At 36.0% G+C, this 15,991-nt stretch carries 9 protein-coding genes; 4 read left to right on the top strand and 5 right to left on the bottom strand.

What is annotated here, in order from left to right; translation table 11 throughout:
- The first annotated feature begins 72 nt into the window (after positions 1-72).
- Both J4050_RS02170 and J4050_RS02165 read left to right on the top strand, forming a co-directional pair.
- Positions 73-3,477: a glycosyltransferase family 117 protein gene (locus J4050_RS02170; RefSeq protein WP_208152291.1), complete on the top strand. Its 3,405-nt coding sequence runs from the start codon at positions 73-75 to the stop codon at positions 3,475-3,477.
- A 6-nt stretch (positions 3,478-3,483) separates the two neighbouring features.
- Positions 3,484-4,176: a polysaccharide deacetylase family protein gene (locus J4050_RS02165; RefSeq protein WP_208152290.1), complete on the top strand. Its 693-nt coding sequence runs from the start codon at positions 3,484-3,486 to the stop codon at positions 4,174-4,176.
- Between the two features lie 4 nt (positions 4,177-4,180).
- Here the strand turns inward: J4050_RS02165 and J4050_RS02160 are convergent, their stop codons facing one another.
- From J4050_RS02160 to J4050_RS02140, 5 genes are all read right to left on the bottom strand, one after another.
- On the bottom strand, positions 4,181-4,477 hold the full coding sequence (locus tag J4050_RS02160; protein ID WP_208152289.1) for a thioredoxin family protein: 297 nt from the start codon (positions 4,475-4,477) through the stop codon (positions 4,181-4,183).
- 109 nt (positions 4,478-4,586) lie between these two features.
- Positions 4,587-5,825 carry a metallophosphoesterase gene (locus J4050_RS02155; RefSeq protein WP_208152288.1) on the bottom strand — a complete coding sequence of 413 codons (1,239 nt, stop codon included), beginning with the start codon at positions 5,823-5,825 and terminating at the stop codon, positions 4,587-4,589.
- Positions 5,826-5,870: 45 nt separating this feature from the next.
- The gene (locus J4050_RS02150; protein WP_208152287.1) at positions 5,871-8,336 is read right to left on the bottom strand and encodes a beta-mannosidase; all 2,466 of its coding nucleotides are present in this window, start codon (positions 8,334-8,336) and stop codon (positions 5,871-5,873) included.
- Positions 8,326-9,027, bottom strand: a complete 702-nt coding sequence (locus tag J4050_RS02145; RefSeq protein WP_347879099.1) for a copper homeostasis protein CutC — start codon at positions 9,025-9,027, stop codon at positions 8,326-8,328. The genes J4050_RS02150 and J4050_RS02145 overlap by 11 nt, the downstream gene beginning before the upstream one ends.
- Complete coding sequence (locus J4050_RS02140) at positions 9,017-11,281, bottom strand: beta-N-acetylhexosaminidase (protein ID WP_243878521.1); 2,265 nt, start codon at positions 11,279-11,281, stop codon at positions 9,017-9,019. Before J4050_RS02140 ends, J4050_RS02145 begins: the two co-directional genes overlap by 11 nt.
- Positions 11,282-11,356: 75 nt before the next feature.
- Between J4050_RS02140 and J4050_RS02135 the strand changes: the two genes are divergently transcribed.
- Both J4050_RS02135 and J4050_RS02130 read left to right on the top strand, forming a co-directional pair.
- Complete coding sequence (locus J4050_RS02135; RefSeq protein ID WP_208152285.1) at positions 11,357-14,287, top strand: GH92 family glycosyl hydrolase; 2,931 nt, start codon at positions 11,357-11,359, stop codon at positions 14,285-14,287.
- A 22-nt stretch (positions 14,288-14,309) separates the two neighbouring features.
- A complete protein-coding gene (locus J4050_RS02130) occupies positions 14,310-15,983 on the top strand; it encodes an MFS transporter (RefSeq protein ID WP_208152284.1) in 1,674 nt (557 codons plus the stop codon).
- The last annotated feature ends 8 nt before the right edge of the window (positions 15,984-15,991 follow it).

The raw sequence follows: 15,991 nt of genomic DNA, 5'->3' as shown, positions 1-15,991 counted from the left end.
TAACGTTACCTTAAAACACGTGTCTGTATTGTAATAATTATTAAATTCGCCAGCATCATTAAACAAGATTACATGAGTAATTTTAATTTTAAGAAGTGGAATACTATTCTAGCATGGAGTGTCTTTGCTATTGCATTTGTCGTTTATGCTTCAACTATTGAACCCACGGTGAGTTTTTGGGATGCAGGAGAATATATTTTAACTTCTTCAAAATTACAGGTGGGACATCCTCCTGGAGCGCCATTATTCCAAATGTTAGGTGCATTTTTTTCCGTATTTGCGTTTGAACCTTCGCAAATAGGAATGATTATGAATATGATGAGTGCCGTGGCCAGTGCATTTACCATACTATTTATGTTCTGGACTATTAGTATGCTGTTAGTTAAGCTGGTTAAATATGATGATTCGTCTTCTACTTCTAAAGGACATGCCATATTAGGTAGTGCCTTTGTAGGTAGCTTAGCTTTTACATTTACTGACTCTTTTTGGTTTAATGCCGTTGAAACCGAAGTATATGCCATGGCTACGTTAATTATGGCCATTTTATTTTACGTCGGTTTAAGATGGGAGCAAGATATGGATAAACCCAGAGGAAATCGTTGGCTTGTTCTAATGGCATTTATTATTGGCTTGTCTTTTGGTGTTCATTTTATGGGACTTTTAACTATACCTGCTATTGGACTTATCTATTATTTTAAAAATTATAAAACCATAACAGTTAAGAACTTTATCATAGCTAATGTTGCATCAGCTGCAATCTTGCTGTTTATTTTCAAACTATTATTGCCTACAACGCTAAAATTGTTTGGAAATCTTGAGGTCTTTTTTGTGAACTCAATAGGTCTTCCTTTTAACTCAGGTACTGTAATCACAGGTCTTATAGTTATTGCTCTATTCTATTTTGGACTTAACTATACAAGAAAGCACCAAATGCCGCATCTCAACACAATGGTGCTGTGTCTTATGTTCATTTTTATTGGTTTTTCTTCTTGGGTAATGTTACCTATTCGGGCAAATGCCAATGTAATAATTAATGAAAATAATCCTTCTGATGCTAGGGAATTACTGGCCTACTACAATTTAGAGCAATACCCCGAAACTCACCTTTTTTATGGCCCTCAATTTACCGAAATCTACTCGGGAGCAGATAAAAACGAGCCCTTTGTTGACGACAAAAAAAACTATGAGAAGGACGAGGCATTAGGAAAGTACGTTATCATAAACGATTGGGAAAAAAGTAAACAAAACTATAATCACGATCATGCCTTTGTACTCCCAAGAATGTGGAGCAGCGAGCATGCTCAAAACTATATGATGTTTACGGGCTTGATCGATTTTAAAATTGATCCTAGCCTACAAAATGATATATACGAGGAAGCTTTAAGCTATGGCCTTGACGAAGATCGTGCTGGACAATATGCGTTACAAGAAAAACGTAGAATAGACCAAATGGTTATGGACTTTCGGATGAAAGTAGCTAATGGCGAGATTGATTATGAAGGTTATGACCAATTCTTAAGGCGATTTGCCCAACAGTATTTTATTGTTGAACAGCCTTCTTTTGCAGATAATTTAGCATATATGTTTCAATACCAATTTGGGTACATGTATTGGCGTTATTTTATGTGGAACTTTACGGGTCGTCAAAACGATGTCCAAGGCAAGTATGATGACTTTAATGGGAACTGGATTTCTGGAATCGATTTTATAGATGAGATACATCTTGGTATGTCTCAAGATAATCTTCCTACAGATGTACTAGAAAACAAAGCAAGGAATACCTACTATTTTCTACCATTGTTATTGGGTCTTGTGGGCTTCTTTTTCTTACTCAACGTAGACAAAAAACGGTTCTGGGTACTATTAGTATTTTTCTTAATGACAGGCTTGGCCATTCAGTTCTATACTAATATTAGACCTTTTGAACCTCGGGAGCGCGATTATTCGGTAGTAGGGTCGTTCTATGTCTTTGCAATTTGGATTGGATTTGGAGTTTATGCTATATATGATTTACTAAACGAAAAAATTAAGTCTAAATTTCTCGCTCCCGCTATTAGTCTATTATGTCTTCTCTTAGTACCAGGTATATTAGCTGCTAACAACTGGGATGACCACGATCGCTCCGGCAAATATACTGCTAATGCTATGGCAAGAAAGTATCTAGAATCTTGTGCGCCAAATTCTATATTGTTTACAATTGGCGATAATGATTCCTTCCCACTATGGTATCTGCAAGAAATAGAAGGTGTAAGAACTGACGTAAGAGTTGTTAATACAAGCTTATTTCAAACAGATTGGTATATAGACCAAATGAAGCGTAAAGCCTATGAAAGCGACCCAATTCCCTCGCAGCTTACTCACGATCAATACAGAGGAAGCAACAGGGATGTTGTAATCTATAGAGAGATTAGTGAAAAAGTAGCAAAAGACACTCTAGACATTAATCAATTCATGGATTTTGTAGGGAGTGAAGAACCGACCACCAAATTAAAATATATTATTGAGCGCAGAGGGGAAGACCCGAGGGTTTATCCAAAGCATCTACTCAATTCTAATTATTTTCCAACACGGAATATCAGTGTTCCTGTGGACAAAGAAGCCGTTTTAAGAAATGGTATTGTTAAACCAAAAGATGCTTCAAAAATTGAAAATAACCTATACCTGCAAATTGACGGAAGTTATATTTATAAAAATAGATTATTAATGCTAGATATTATTGCCAATAACAACTGGGAGAGACCAATATATTTCTCCGGTGGCGCCTTTAGTGATGAAGACTATATTTGGCTAAAAGACTACCTACAATTAGATGGTATGTGTTATAAATTAGTGCCTATAAAAACTCCTGTAGATAGAGCTAATCCATACGATATGGGCCGAGTTGATGCAGACTTGATGTATGACTTAGTTAAATCTTGGGATTGGGGTGGAAGTGGTGAAGACATTTATCACGATATTGAAACACGACGCAATGGTATTACTTACAGAGGGAACATTGCGCGATTGATAGAACAACTTATTAATGAAGATAAACTGCAAAAGGCTGAAGAAATTGCAGATATAGCAATGGATAAGATGCCAGTTGACACCTTTAGCTTTTATTCTTTATTAGAACCTTATGTTAGTACTTACTACGAAGTTGGCAACAGCGAAAAAGCTCGAAACCTATTTAAGGATGTCGCTAGGAAATACCAAGAAAATCTGATGTATCTGAGTAGTCAATCGATTAAAACCCAAGAGCGATTAATCGAAGAGATTTACACAGATATTCAACGCTACAGGGCATTAGTAGATGTACTTGTGGTATATGATGACGAAGATTTTGTTTTAGAGGAAACTAAGAAATTTAATAGTTATTTAAAGCTATTTGACCCCCTCATGGGACCTTCTGAAGAAGATTTAACCCCTAGCGAAGATCTTGATATCAACTCTTTACTTAATGACAGTTCAGGACTTATTGCTCCAGAGCAAGAATAATAAAGGATGAAAATTATACCAGCCAAAACACCGGAATTTGTAAAATCACTTTTTCCAAATTTTGTCTGGACTATCCCAACAAATGGTAAGGATATTTATCTCACTTTTGATGATGGACCAACACCAGAAATTACACAATGGGTATTACAAACACTCAAGGATTATAAAGCAAAAGCCACATTTTTCTGTATAGGAAATAACATCAAATCCTTTCCTGAGATTTTGCATGAAATCATTGAGGGCGAACACACCATAGGTAACCACACCTTTAATCATTTAAAAGGATGGCAAATCAAAACCAAGGAATACATAAATGATGTAGAGTTAACTAATCATTTGATTTCGGGGGCGTTTAATAGTTTTACGGTTGGGACTAACCAAATGCTCAAAACGACTTCGCATATAACATCAAAAGAAAAAAAACTCTTTAGACCACCTTATGGCAAGTTTAAATCCAAACAGAGTAAGGCGCTTCAAAACTTGGGCTATTCAATAATTTTATGGGATGTTTTATCTTTTGATTGGGATAAAAACACAACCGAAGTAGAATGTTTGGAAAATGTTATCTTAAAAGTTAAACCTGGAAGTATTGTAGTATTTCACGACAGTCTAAAAGCCGAAAGAAATCTTAAATATGCACTTCCAAAGGTTTTAGACCATTTCTCAAGGGAAGGCTATAATTTTAAGGCAATAAATTAATACGTTATACGTATTCTTGGATGATGCCAATTAAAGTATTCGCATCTTGCTCACCACTATGACGCCATTTCATTTCACCGTTTTTATAAATAATTAATGTAGGAAGGCCTTTTACCCGCAATGCTTCTGCAAGTTCCTTATTTTTATCTACATCGATTTTAATCACTTTGGCTTTATCTCCTAATGCTGCCGCGACGTCTCTCAATACGGGATGCATTGCTATGGATTGTTCGTTCCATTCTGTGTAGAAATCTAGAAGAACAGGAGTGTCTACATCAATTAATTCTCCAAATTTTGACATATAAAATGGATTTTAGTCAAACGTTGTTATACAAACCTAATTAAAAATATAATACCAAAATTATAGAAAGTTCATTCCGAGCATCATAAAAATAAACAATTGTTAGCAATTATGCCTCTTTTGTTCCTCTCTTTAATTCTATTACGGTTATTTCTGGCCATATACCAACTCTACCTGGAAAAGCCAAATATCCAAATCCACGATTAACATTAATATACTGTCCTAATTGTTCGTAAATTCCTGCCCAATGCTTATATCGCCATTTCACAGGACTCCATTTAAACACTCCTGGAATTTCAATGCCAAATTGCATTCCATGGGTATGGCCGCTTAAGGTTAAATGATAATGGTAATCGTCATTAACAACTTCGGCATCCCAATGACTTGGATCATGACTCAATAGAACCTTAAAATCATCACTATCAACTCCTTGTATTGCACGTTTTAAATCACCAGCCTTTTTAAAACCACCCTTTCCCCAATTTTCAACGCCTATTATAGCAAGGCGTTCACCGTTTTTTTCTATAAATCGATTTTCATTGAGCAATAAGTCAAAACCAATCTCCTTTTGCAAATCTTTTAAATTCTCAAGATTTTGGATTTTTTCCTCCTCTGAATTCCACCTGACATAATCCCCATAATCATGATTGCCCAATACCGAATATAAACCATCTTTGGCATTTAATTTCTTAAATATTGGCACATATGGTTGTAATTCGGTCGCTTTATTATTAACCATATCACCAGTAAAAAGGATGACGTCACTGTTCTGTTCATTTATAAGGTCAATAGCATATTTAACCTTATCTACATTATCAAAACTACCAGAATGTATATCACTAATTTGAGTAAGCTGGTATCCATCAAAAGCCGATGGCAAATCTTCAAAATGCAATACATACTTAAGTACTTTAAAATTGTATTTGCCTTTGTACATACCATACAATATGGAAGCAAATGGTATTGCTGCTAAACCAAGGCCAATTTGACTAATAAACTTTCGTCTGGACGGAAAATGTTTAACTCCATTTTCTCCACCAGTGTCTTGCATAAAATAGCTATACAGACCTTGAGGCACTCTAAAGACATCTTCTGTAAACATTATAGCTATTAGCACTAATTTGGGAACGACCATAGCAATCAGAAAACCGACCGCCAAAGAATTACTTTGAGAGAAACCGTTACTTCGATTAAACCCATAAAACTGATACACAAAATTACCGATGACACCAAGGGTAAACAGCCAATATAAAACGTACCACCAATTGCCTTTTGTTATAGTACGTAAGGCCTGGAAAGCGTAATAATCTGCTATACCAACCAGAAGAATAAAAATAAACCAGCGCATGTGCTATTTTCTTATCTAATCAAATGTACAAAGATGCCTACCGACTTATCTTATGAAATTGTTAAAGCTTTTAATATGAAGATCTTTGAAGGATTCCGAAGTTTCAAACATAATAGTATAAATCGTATTGGGTAACATATCGAAAAAATTATCAGAGAATCTTCCCTTCGTATCTGTAAACAAAAACACATCTTTTTGAAGGGTTTTGCTCGATAATTCAATACTAAAACCGTCTTTATTCTGTGAGATATGTTTTCTAATTGGTGACGTTTTAAAGTAAAGGTTTTTTGGCGATACCAACCAATGGACTCGTTTTAAATTCTGAAATTCAGTAATAACAGCCATTTCATTTAGATTTTTTTCCAAACCTTTTAAAGGTAATTTGAATACCAAATTACTTGAAGCCGATGCGACATTTACAGACAGATTATACGATTGCAATACCTTACCTAAGAAATCAATAGCCTTAATTTTTAAATTCTCCTTTAAAGCCTTTAAATCATCATTTACTATCCAGACTTGCAGCGTGTCATTTTCAACTTTTGTGCTAACTAATCTATTTTCAAAGCTACGCTTCGCCTTATAATGAAGGGCCTTCCAATTTCCAAGGAAATCGATACTAGACCAAGATACAGAAGGCCAACAGTCGTTTAATTGCCAATACAAAGTGCCCATATTATGTGGTCTGGCTCTACGGTGCGCCTCTATCCCTTTAGCAATTCCATAAGCCTGCAACAACTGGCTTATATAAACGTAATCCGTGGCATCTTTTGGCATTGGAAAATCTCGCTCCATATAATCTCTGATGAGTTCGAACCCTCGGAGATGCTTTTGGTGATTTTTAAACCCTTTTGAAAAAATTTCTATGCTATCACTTTGGTTGATATATCTGATAGTTTCATAATTGGGTAGAGATTGAAACCCAAACTCACTCATAAAACGTGGTACATTTTTATCTAGATGCTCGAACGCATACCCATCATGCCAAACCCACCAATCGTGAGCATCACCTTCAGTTTTATGTTTTGGATTACCTCGTCCATATTTAGGGGAACTTTCCCAATAATCTGTATCAGTAAGTTGAGCAACTGAAAGAGGCAAAATAGAGTCGAAAACTTTTAAATAGTTATTCCAAATTTCTTCCTTCTCTCTTTCGCTTCTTCCGTTCTGCCAACCCCAACGATACCAACCTTCAGAATTTTCATTATTACCACACCACAATGCCATTGAGGCATGATTTCTAAGGCGTTTCACATTATCAATGGCTTCCTGTTTTACGTTTTCTAAAAAGGCGTCATCACCGGGATACATCGCGCATGCAAACATAAAATCTTGCCAAACTAAAATTCCTTTTTCATCACATAAATCATAAAAAATATCGTTTTCATAAATGCCACCACCCCAAACACGGAGCATATTCATATTGGCTTCGACAACATCATTTAAAAGATTTTCATAATCCGTAGCAGTCACTTTGTTTTGAAAACTGTTTTGTGGAATATAATTCGTTCCTTTTGCATAAACCGGTTTACCATTAACTTTAAAATAGAAAGACTCACCAATACTATCTTTCTCTGTTACTAATTCAATGTCACGGATACCATATGGTGTAGAAATACTATCTAAGATTCTTTCGTCATCCTTAACTACCACTTTAATAGCATACAAATAGGGCTCTCCCAAATTATGTGGCCACCAAAGTTTTGGGTTTTGGATTGTTATTGGAATTTGTGTTGGCATTAATGCGTTTGGATTCTTAAATTCTATGAATAAGCTATCATTGACAAAAACATCAAATTGTAATTCGGGATTAATTTGACCATTATCATTTAAGTTAATACTTAGAGCAGCTTCTTTTTCTGACAATTTCAATTGATTTATGAAAAGGTTTTGAAACTTAAAATCATCCCAAGCGATTAACTCAATTGGTCGCCATATCCCTGAAGTATTTAGTTTTGGGCCCCAATCCCAACCGTATTGAAATTGTGCTTTTCTAGTAAAAATACGCTCGCCTTCTGGTAAGTCATAAGGCAATTTCTGTTTTTCCTTTTCTTCATATTTTGAAGTAGATTCAAAAAGAATTCGTAATTCATTTTCAGATTTTAAAAGTGGTTTTACATTGACTTTAAATTCTCGAAATGCATTGTTGGTTTTTAAGATTAAGCTATCATTCAAAAAAACGGAGGCATAAGTATCTAGACCTTCAAAATTTAATTCTACATTTTTCTTTTGGAGTGTTTCTTCATCTGCTAAAAAGGTCGTTCTGTATTCCCAATCCTCTTCGGAGACCCATTGGACTTTTTGTTCATTGTCGCCAATAAATGGGTCTTCAATAAGTCCATTTTTCATTAAATCTGAAAACACATTTCCGGGCACCGTTGCAGAATTCCAAATACTATCACCTGCTTTTCGAAACTGCCAGTTTAAATGAAGTTCAATAGTCTGAGGAACATCGTATTTTGGTTGACATCCGAGAATAAAGGCCAAAATGAAAACAACACTATAACGCATTCAAAATAGATTTAATCCTATTTATATCTGAGACTGTTCGGGTCGCATTAAACATCCCTTGGCTTGGCTTCAGTGTTTTGGAAGCAGAGGCGTGGATCTCCTTAAACCCAGCAGATTTAAACAGCTGAACATTCTTAGTAGTGATGCTTCCTCCAGGTAAGATACTTATTCTATTTTGAGCAAGAGCGTTCAATTCTTTAAGTAACTTTACACCTTTTTCTGCAGTTGTCTGTTGACCAGAAGTTAAAATTCGATCAACGCCTAGTGCTATTAATTGCTCCAGTGCATGTTTTGGGCTGGTCACTTCATCAAAGGCACGATGAAATGTAAAAGGCAATGGTTTTGAATAGATAACTAATTCTCGAGTTCGCTTTACGTCAATTGTGTTATCCGGGTTTAAAACTCCCGAAACAATACCATGGCAGCCCAAGGATTTACAAATGTCAATATTGTATTTCATGACTTCGAATTCAGCATCTGAATACACGAAATCTCCCGAACGCGGTCTGATTAAAACGAATATTGGAATATTAAGCTTTTTGGAAACCTTCTTCATTAACCCATATGAAGGAGTTATTCCTCCAACGGATAATTCTTGGCATAATTCCACGCGATGTGCACCTGCAATTTCTGCATTTAAAGCAGATTGAAACGAATTTGCGCAGATTTCTAATTTCATATTAATTGACAATTATTTCATCAATAAAAGTCCATGCCTTGTTCCCTGCACCTTGGTTGCCCTCCGGGATAATTCCATAATTAGGAACTGTAATGGCAATTGATTTTACTTTTATTCTCATACCTTCAGGCGTATTGAAATTGTAATTTAAATTTACGTGAAGCCCATCAGCAGGTTTTAGTTCTCTCTGATCCAATATAATACTTCCATTATCTAAAATAAACTGAAAATAGAGTTCCTTTGGCGCATAAATCCACTGTCCTTGTCCATTGTGAAATCTTGTCTCAATAACACTAATTTCCTTTGGTTCATCGAAATTAATCGTAACCTCAATATCATCACCCCAAAAGCCTAGCCACTCTTTATCGCCAAAGCGCTTATCACTTCCAACTATCCCATTAATTAATCCTTCCGGTCCACTTCCAACATAAGCTTTATGTGGTTTTTTATCGATTGAAATTTTTGCTCCAATGGCTTTATGATAGTTAATATTTTGTGCGAAGGTTGCTCCCAATTGTATTGAATCATTGAAAACCGCAGCTTTTATAATGCCGCTCTCGGTGACAGCTACAGGAGACTGATAAACTTTAGAATTAATATTAGGCTCAGTGCCATCTGTAGTCATCCTAATGTCTTTACCTTCCGATAAAGTAGTGAGGCTGTAAAAGCTTTCTTCATTCTTAAATAGCATGTCACCCTCAATATCATAAAAATGATTAGCATAGTTGATATCCATAGCCTCCAATCGCTTATAAAATCGTTCTACTCGATTGGTAAAACCTGAGTAATCTTTTTGTTTAGGATTTGTCCACACCACTTCACTCATAGCCAACATTCTTGGAAACGCCATATATTCTACCTGCGACTCTGTGGGCATATACTCTGTCCAAACATTACCCTGCGCACCTAGGATATATTCAGACTCCTCTAGGTTCAACTCTTCAGGAATGGGATTAAAACTATAGACTTTTTTTAACGATAGAAAACCCCCTATGGCCAAGGGTTCATCCTCTTTTTCAGACTGATAGTAATCGAAATAACAGTGTGACGTTGGCGTCATAACAACGTTATGGTGCTGCTGTGCAGCAGCAATGGCACCGCTGGTGCCACGCCAACTCATAACCGTAGCGTTTGGTGCTAAGCCACCTTCTAGAATTTCATCCCAACCAATGATTTGTCGTCCCTTAGCGTTGAGATAACCTTCAATACGTCGTATAAAATAGCTCTGCAACTCATGCTCATCTTTTAAACCTTCCTCTTTAATCCGCTTTTGGCAGTTGGGACAGTTTTTCCAACGTGTTTTTGGAGCTTCATCTCCACCAATATGGATATATTCACTTGGGAATAATTCTAAAACCTCATCCAAAACATTTTCTAAAAACTCAAAAGTTGAGTCTTTAGTACAGTAAATTTCCTCAAAAACACCCCATTTTTTTGCTACTTCAACTTGTTTGCCCACACAACCTAATTCTGGATAAGCGGCAATAGCAGCCTGACTGTGCCCTGGCATTTCAATTTCTGGAATTATAGTGACAAAACGTTCTTGGGCATAGGTTACAATGTCTTTAATCTGGTCTTGAGTATAGTAGCCACCATAACGCTTACCATCAAATTGATGTGGTTGGTCACTATAATGACCAACTAAGGTTTCGTCTCTATACGCGGCAACATCTTGCAGTTTAGGATACTGTTTTATCTCTATGCGCCAACCCTGATCTTCGGTGAGATGCCAATGAAAGGTGTTCATCTTTAATAAGGACAGCGCATCAATATATTTTTTAATAAAATCAACAGAATACATATGTCTACCAACATCGAGGTGCATGCCTCGGTATGGAAATTGTGGAGCATCTTTTATGGATTGATACTTAATCAATAATTCTAATGACGTATAATTATCCTCCTCTAAAGCTATTGGCAATAGCTGCCTTAATGTTTGAACGGCATAGAAAGCACCTCCATCAGTACTTGCCGATACAGAGATTCCAACTTTAGAAATTTGAAGATTATAAGCTTCCTTTGAAAGAGTGCTGTCTAATATAAACCTAATATCATTGCCTCTTTTGAGTGTAATACCGCTACCTTCTTCAATGAATGACTTAAAAAATATTGGACTTATTTTAAAAATGGAATCGTAAGACATTCCAGTTGCTGAGGTGATAGAAAAATAAGAATCTCCCTCTTGTATTTGAGATGGCATAGGAATAAGCGCAGTTTCCTCAATTAAAGGACTACGTTTAGTACACCCAAATACAAATAATGACAAAAGTAACGCTTGAAAAAACTGCTTGAAGTGCATTTTAGTATATTAGTTGCTCTAAAATAAGCAATCCTTTTTTCAATGACTTTAAATCGATTCTACATTTTATTAAGTCTTATGGTCTGCATCAGCTGCTCAAAGCAAAGTGAAATAAGTCCTGCCGAAAAAGACCAACCTCTTATTAATTATGTAAATCCATTTATAGGAACAGGTGGTCATGGTCATACTTATCCAGGTGCCACATTACCTTTTGGAATGATGCAATTGAGTCCTGACACCCGTTTAGATGGTTGGGATGGATGTTCTGGTTACCATTATACAGATGAGTATATCTATGGATTTTCGCATACGCACTTAAGTGGCACAGGTATTAGCGACTATGGTGATGTGTTGTTAATGCCAACCAATGAAACCAATTTCAATAATGGCGCAGACGGTAAAAAAGGCTATCGTGCGCATTTTAGCCATGACAATGAATTTGCAGAACCTGGCTATTACAAAGTTCATTTAGATTCTACCAATATTGATGTAGAATTAACGGTTTCCCTACGAAGCGGTATTCACAAATATCAATTTCCTTCAGCTGAAAATCAATTTGTGATTTTAGATTTAGTACATCGAGATAAAGTCTTAGATGCAAAAATAAATAAGATTTCTAATACTGAGATTGTCGGTTACAGACACTCAGAAGGGTGGGCAAAAGACCAACGTTTATTCTTCGCAATTAAAACGTCCCATCCATTTAATGATATACTACAATCACCACCGGAATCCGGAATGCCAGGTGCACGACGTTCGTCATTAAAATTTATTAATCCGAATAATGAACCCATAATTATTAAAGTCGGCATTTCTGCCGTTGACATTGATGGGGCTCTTAAAAATTTAGAAGCAGAGATAGGCAACAAAAATTTTGAAACTGTAAAAGAAGAAGCACAAAAATACTGGGAGTCACAACTGGAAAAGGTAGTGATTGAAAGTGACGATTCGGATAAAAAAACGAATTTCTACACCGCGTTATATCATACCATGATTGCACCAAACCGTTATCAAGATGTTGACGGTCGTTATAGAGGGATGGATTTGGAAATTCACAATGCTGAATTTGATTATTATTCTGTGTTTTCACTTTGGGACACCTACAGAGCTGCACATCCGCTTTATACAATTATAGAGCAAGAACGCACCAACGATTTCATTAATACTTTTTTAGCCAAATATGATGAGGGAGGTATTATGCCCACGTGGGATTTAGCAGGAAATTATACCGATTGTATGATTGGTTATCATGCTGTACCCGTTGTGGCTGATGCTTATTTAAAAGGTATTAGAGATTATGATACCGAAAAAGCTTTTGAAGCGATGAAACACTCCGCAACGCGAAATAAATTCGGGCTAGAATCGTATAAGAAATATGGCTTTATTCCTGTTGATGAGGAAAGTGAATCAGTTTCTAAAACCTTAGAATATGCCTATGATGATTGGACGATTGCACAAATGGCAAAAGCTATGGGTAAATCTGAAGATTATAAAACATACATACAACGTGCACAGTATTACAAAAATATGTTTGATCCGGAATCAAAATTTATGAGAGGACGATTCCGAAACACATGGTTTGCACCATTTGATCCTTACGAGGTTAACTTTAATTATACAGAAGCTAACGCTTGGCAATATAGTTTTTACGTACCTCAGGATATTTCAGGATTTATAAATCTACTCGGCGGAAAACACCAATTAGAAGCACAACTCGATGAATTGTTTTCTGCAAAAACAGAAACTTCTGGTCGCAATCAGTCTGACATTACAGGTTTAATTGGGCAATATGCTCATGGTAATGAGCCTAGCCATCACATGGCTTATCTATACAATTTTGTAAATAGCCCTCATAAAACTCAGGAAAAAGTACACCAAATTTTAACTGAACTCTATAAAAATGAACCAGACGGCGTTTCGGGAAATGAAGATTGTGGACAAATGAGTGCTTGGTATGTTTTGAGTTCAATGGGCTTCTATTCGGTAACTCCAGGAAGTAATGAATATGTCATTGGAACACCACTTTTTGATAAAGCCACCATTAATCTCGAAGATGGAAAACAGTTCACAATTATTGCAAATAATTTAAGTGACACCAATATTTATGTTGAATATGTTAAACTCAATGGAAAAGATATGGATGTAACCTATTTAAAACATGAGGATATTATTTCTGGAGGCACTTTAGAGTTTACCATGTCTGATAATCCGGCAGTTTGGGGAAGTAGAGAAGGAAACGAACCAAAAACTGAAATCACAGATCATATTATTTTACCATCACCTTACATTGAAAAAGGAGACATTACCTTCAGGGGAAAAACTCAGGTGGTTTTAAATACTTCAGAACAAGATGCCAAAATCTATTATGCTATTGATAATTATGATTTTAAATTATATGAAAAACCATTCACCATAACTGAAGATGCCAAGGTGAAATTGTATTCAGAAAAAGGAGAATTAAAAAGTCCTGTCCTAACTACACCTTTCTATAAAATTGACCCAAACCTCAGCATTACGCTTGAAAGTGAATATGCAAATCAATATTCAGCAGGGGGAAATGATGCCCTAATAGACGGCATTAGAAGTACCAAAAATTATAGAACAGGCAGTTGGCAAGGCTATTGGAATACGGATTTAGTGGCAACTGTTGACCTAGGTCGTCAAAAACCAATTAATACTATTTCCATCAACTTTCTACAAGATCAAGGTGCATGGATTTTTTATCCGACAAAGGTTCAATGTTTGGTTTCAAAAGACAATATAACCTTTAAAGCCCTGCCATCTAAAATAATTGATGCCTCAAAACGAAATAGTGAACTTGAAATTAAAACTGTTGAGTTTAAAATTCCGATGACCGAATATAAATACGTAAAAATCATTGCTAAAAAACTGGGAGTACTTCCACAATGGCATTTAGGCTACCCAATGGATGGCCGCAGCTGGATTTTTGCAGATGAAATATCAATTAAATAAACAATAACTTACATTAACTATAATGAGCAATCAAAACAACAAATCGGCATTAGCTACATTAGTGACGGTTTTCTTTTTCTGGGGATTTATCGCCGCTTCTAACGGTGTATTCATCCCCTTTTGTAAAACGTACTTTAATATCGATCAGTTTCAATCGCAATTAGTTGATTTTGCCTTTTATGGTGCCTATTACATAGGTGCGCTTCTTTTATTTGTTCTATCTGGTTCTATTAAAAAGGATATCATGAACAATTGGGGCTACAAAAACGGGATTATTTATGGTCTTTTGTTGTCTGCTATTGGTGCATTTGTGATGTATCCTGCGACGGCTGGTGCAGAACAAGGTCAGACAGGTGTTTTTTATCTGGTACTCGTCGCCTATTTTATTGTTGCCTTGGGTTTCTCTCTACAACAAACCGCCGCTAATCCCTTCGCCATAGCATTGGGAGACCCTAAAACAGGATCGCATCGCTTAAATCTTGCAGGAGGAATCAACTCATTTGGAACAACCATTGGACCTGTTGTCGTAAGTCTCGTCATCTTTGGGTCCGCATCCTGGAGTACTGATGAACTTGCAACTATGATAGCTAATAATGAAATTACTTTGGTTACCGTACAGAGTCTCTACTTAGGTGTTGGTGCTTTATTTTTAGTCGCAGCGGCATTATTCTATTTTTCAAAGAAATTGCCTGCATTAAAATCAGACACCGCATTCGAACCTGCGAATAAAGCTCGTAATTTATTAATCATATTAACGTTAGTTATTATTGGATGTTTTGGATACATATTTAGCACTTACGCTGGAGATGCTCTCCCTACTGAAAGTGTGGAAGAAACTCGATTAATTGTATTATTTGTTGCGCTTTTTGCCGTCATAGCTGCTGTTTTTATTGCAAATTCTAGCGCCACAAAAAAATCAGAAGGCTGGGGAGCCATGAAATATCCACAACTCGTTTTAGGGATGTTGGCTATTTTTATGTACGTAGGAGTAGAAGTTACTATTGGCAGTAATCTTGGAGAGCTTTTAAAACAAGGCGTTGGTACAACAGGTTTAAATTCACTAGGATTACCAGTACTTAACGATTCTCAGCTTGGCATATACATTTCTTTATATTGGGGAGGATTAATGATTGGTCGTTGGGTTGGTGCTATAACTGTATTTGAACCAAGTCAAGGTCTAAAAAAAGTCCTTTTAATCATTGTCCCATATGTTGCTTTTGGAGTTATTCTTGCCGTAAACTATATCGCTGGAAATGAATTTTCGATTAATGAAATGTTATTCTTTGCTATTTGTATTGCCGTTCAAATCTTTGGATTCTTTCTAGCAAAAGACAGACCAGTTAAAACACTCAAAATATTCAGTTTATTTGGAATTATTGCGATGCTAATCGGCTTGTTTGCATCAGGAAACGTGGCACTGTTCGCTTTCTTGTCTGGTGGATTGTTCTGTTCTATTATGTGGCCATGTATATTTACATTGAGTATAGCTGGTTTAGGAAAATACACCTCTCAAGGATCGGCATTTTTAATTATGATGATTTTAGGTGGTGCCATCATTCCACCAGTACAAGGGAAACTAGCTGATGTATTTAATATTCAATCGTCTTATTGGATTGCCGTAGCGTGTTTCATATATCTATTGTTTTATGCGTTTAGAACAAAAAATGTGCTAGACAAACAAGGTGTAACTTATTAAAAATTGAA

It is taken from the genome of Winogradskyella pelagia (genome assembly GCF_017581965.1).
Classification (GTDB): domain Bacteria; phylum Bacteroidota; class Bacteroidia; order Flavobacteriales; family Flavobacteriaceae; genus Winogradskyella; species Winogradskyella pelagia.
The sequence above is the reverse complement of the archived record's forward strand: the minus strand, read 5'-3'. Positions and strand labels throughout refer to the sequence as shown.

Coding starts and splice junctions, on each gene's coding strand:
- J4050_RS02155 (WP_208152288.1), bottom strand. CDS start 5,825: ATGCGCTGGTTTATTTTTATTCTTCTGGTTGGTATAGCAGATTATTAC.
- J4050_RS02170 (WP_208152291.1), top strand. CDS start 73: ATGAGTAATTTTAATTTTAAGAAGTGGAATACTATTCTAGCATGGAGT.
- J4050_RS02130 (WP_208152284.1), top strand. CDS start 14,310: ATGAGCAATCAAAACAACAAATCGGCATTAGCTACATTAGTGACGGTT.
- J4050_RS02165 (WP_208152290.1), top strand. CDS start 3,484: ATGAAAATTATACCAGCCAAAACACCGGAATTTGTAAAATCACTTTTT.
- J4050_RS02160 (WP_208152289.1), bottom strand. CDS start 4,477: ATGTCAAAATTTGGAGAATTAATTGATGTAGACACTCCTGTTCTTCTA.
- J4050_RS02135 (WP_208152285.1), top strand. CDS start 11,357: ATGACTTTAAATCGATTCTACATTTTATTAAGTCTTATGGTCTGCATC.
- J4050_RS02150 (WP_208152287.1), bottom strand. CDS start 8,336: ATGCGTTATAGTGTTGTTTTCATTTTGGCCTTTATTCTCGGATGTCAA.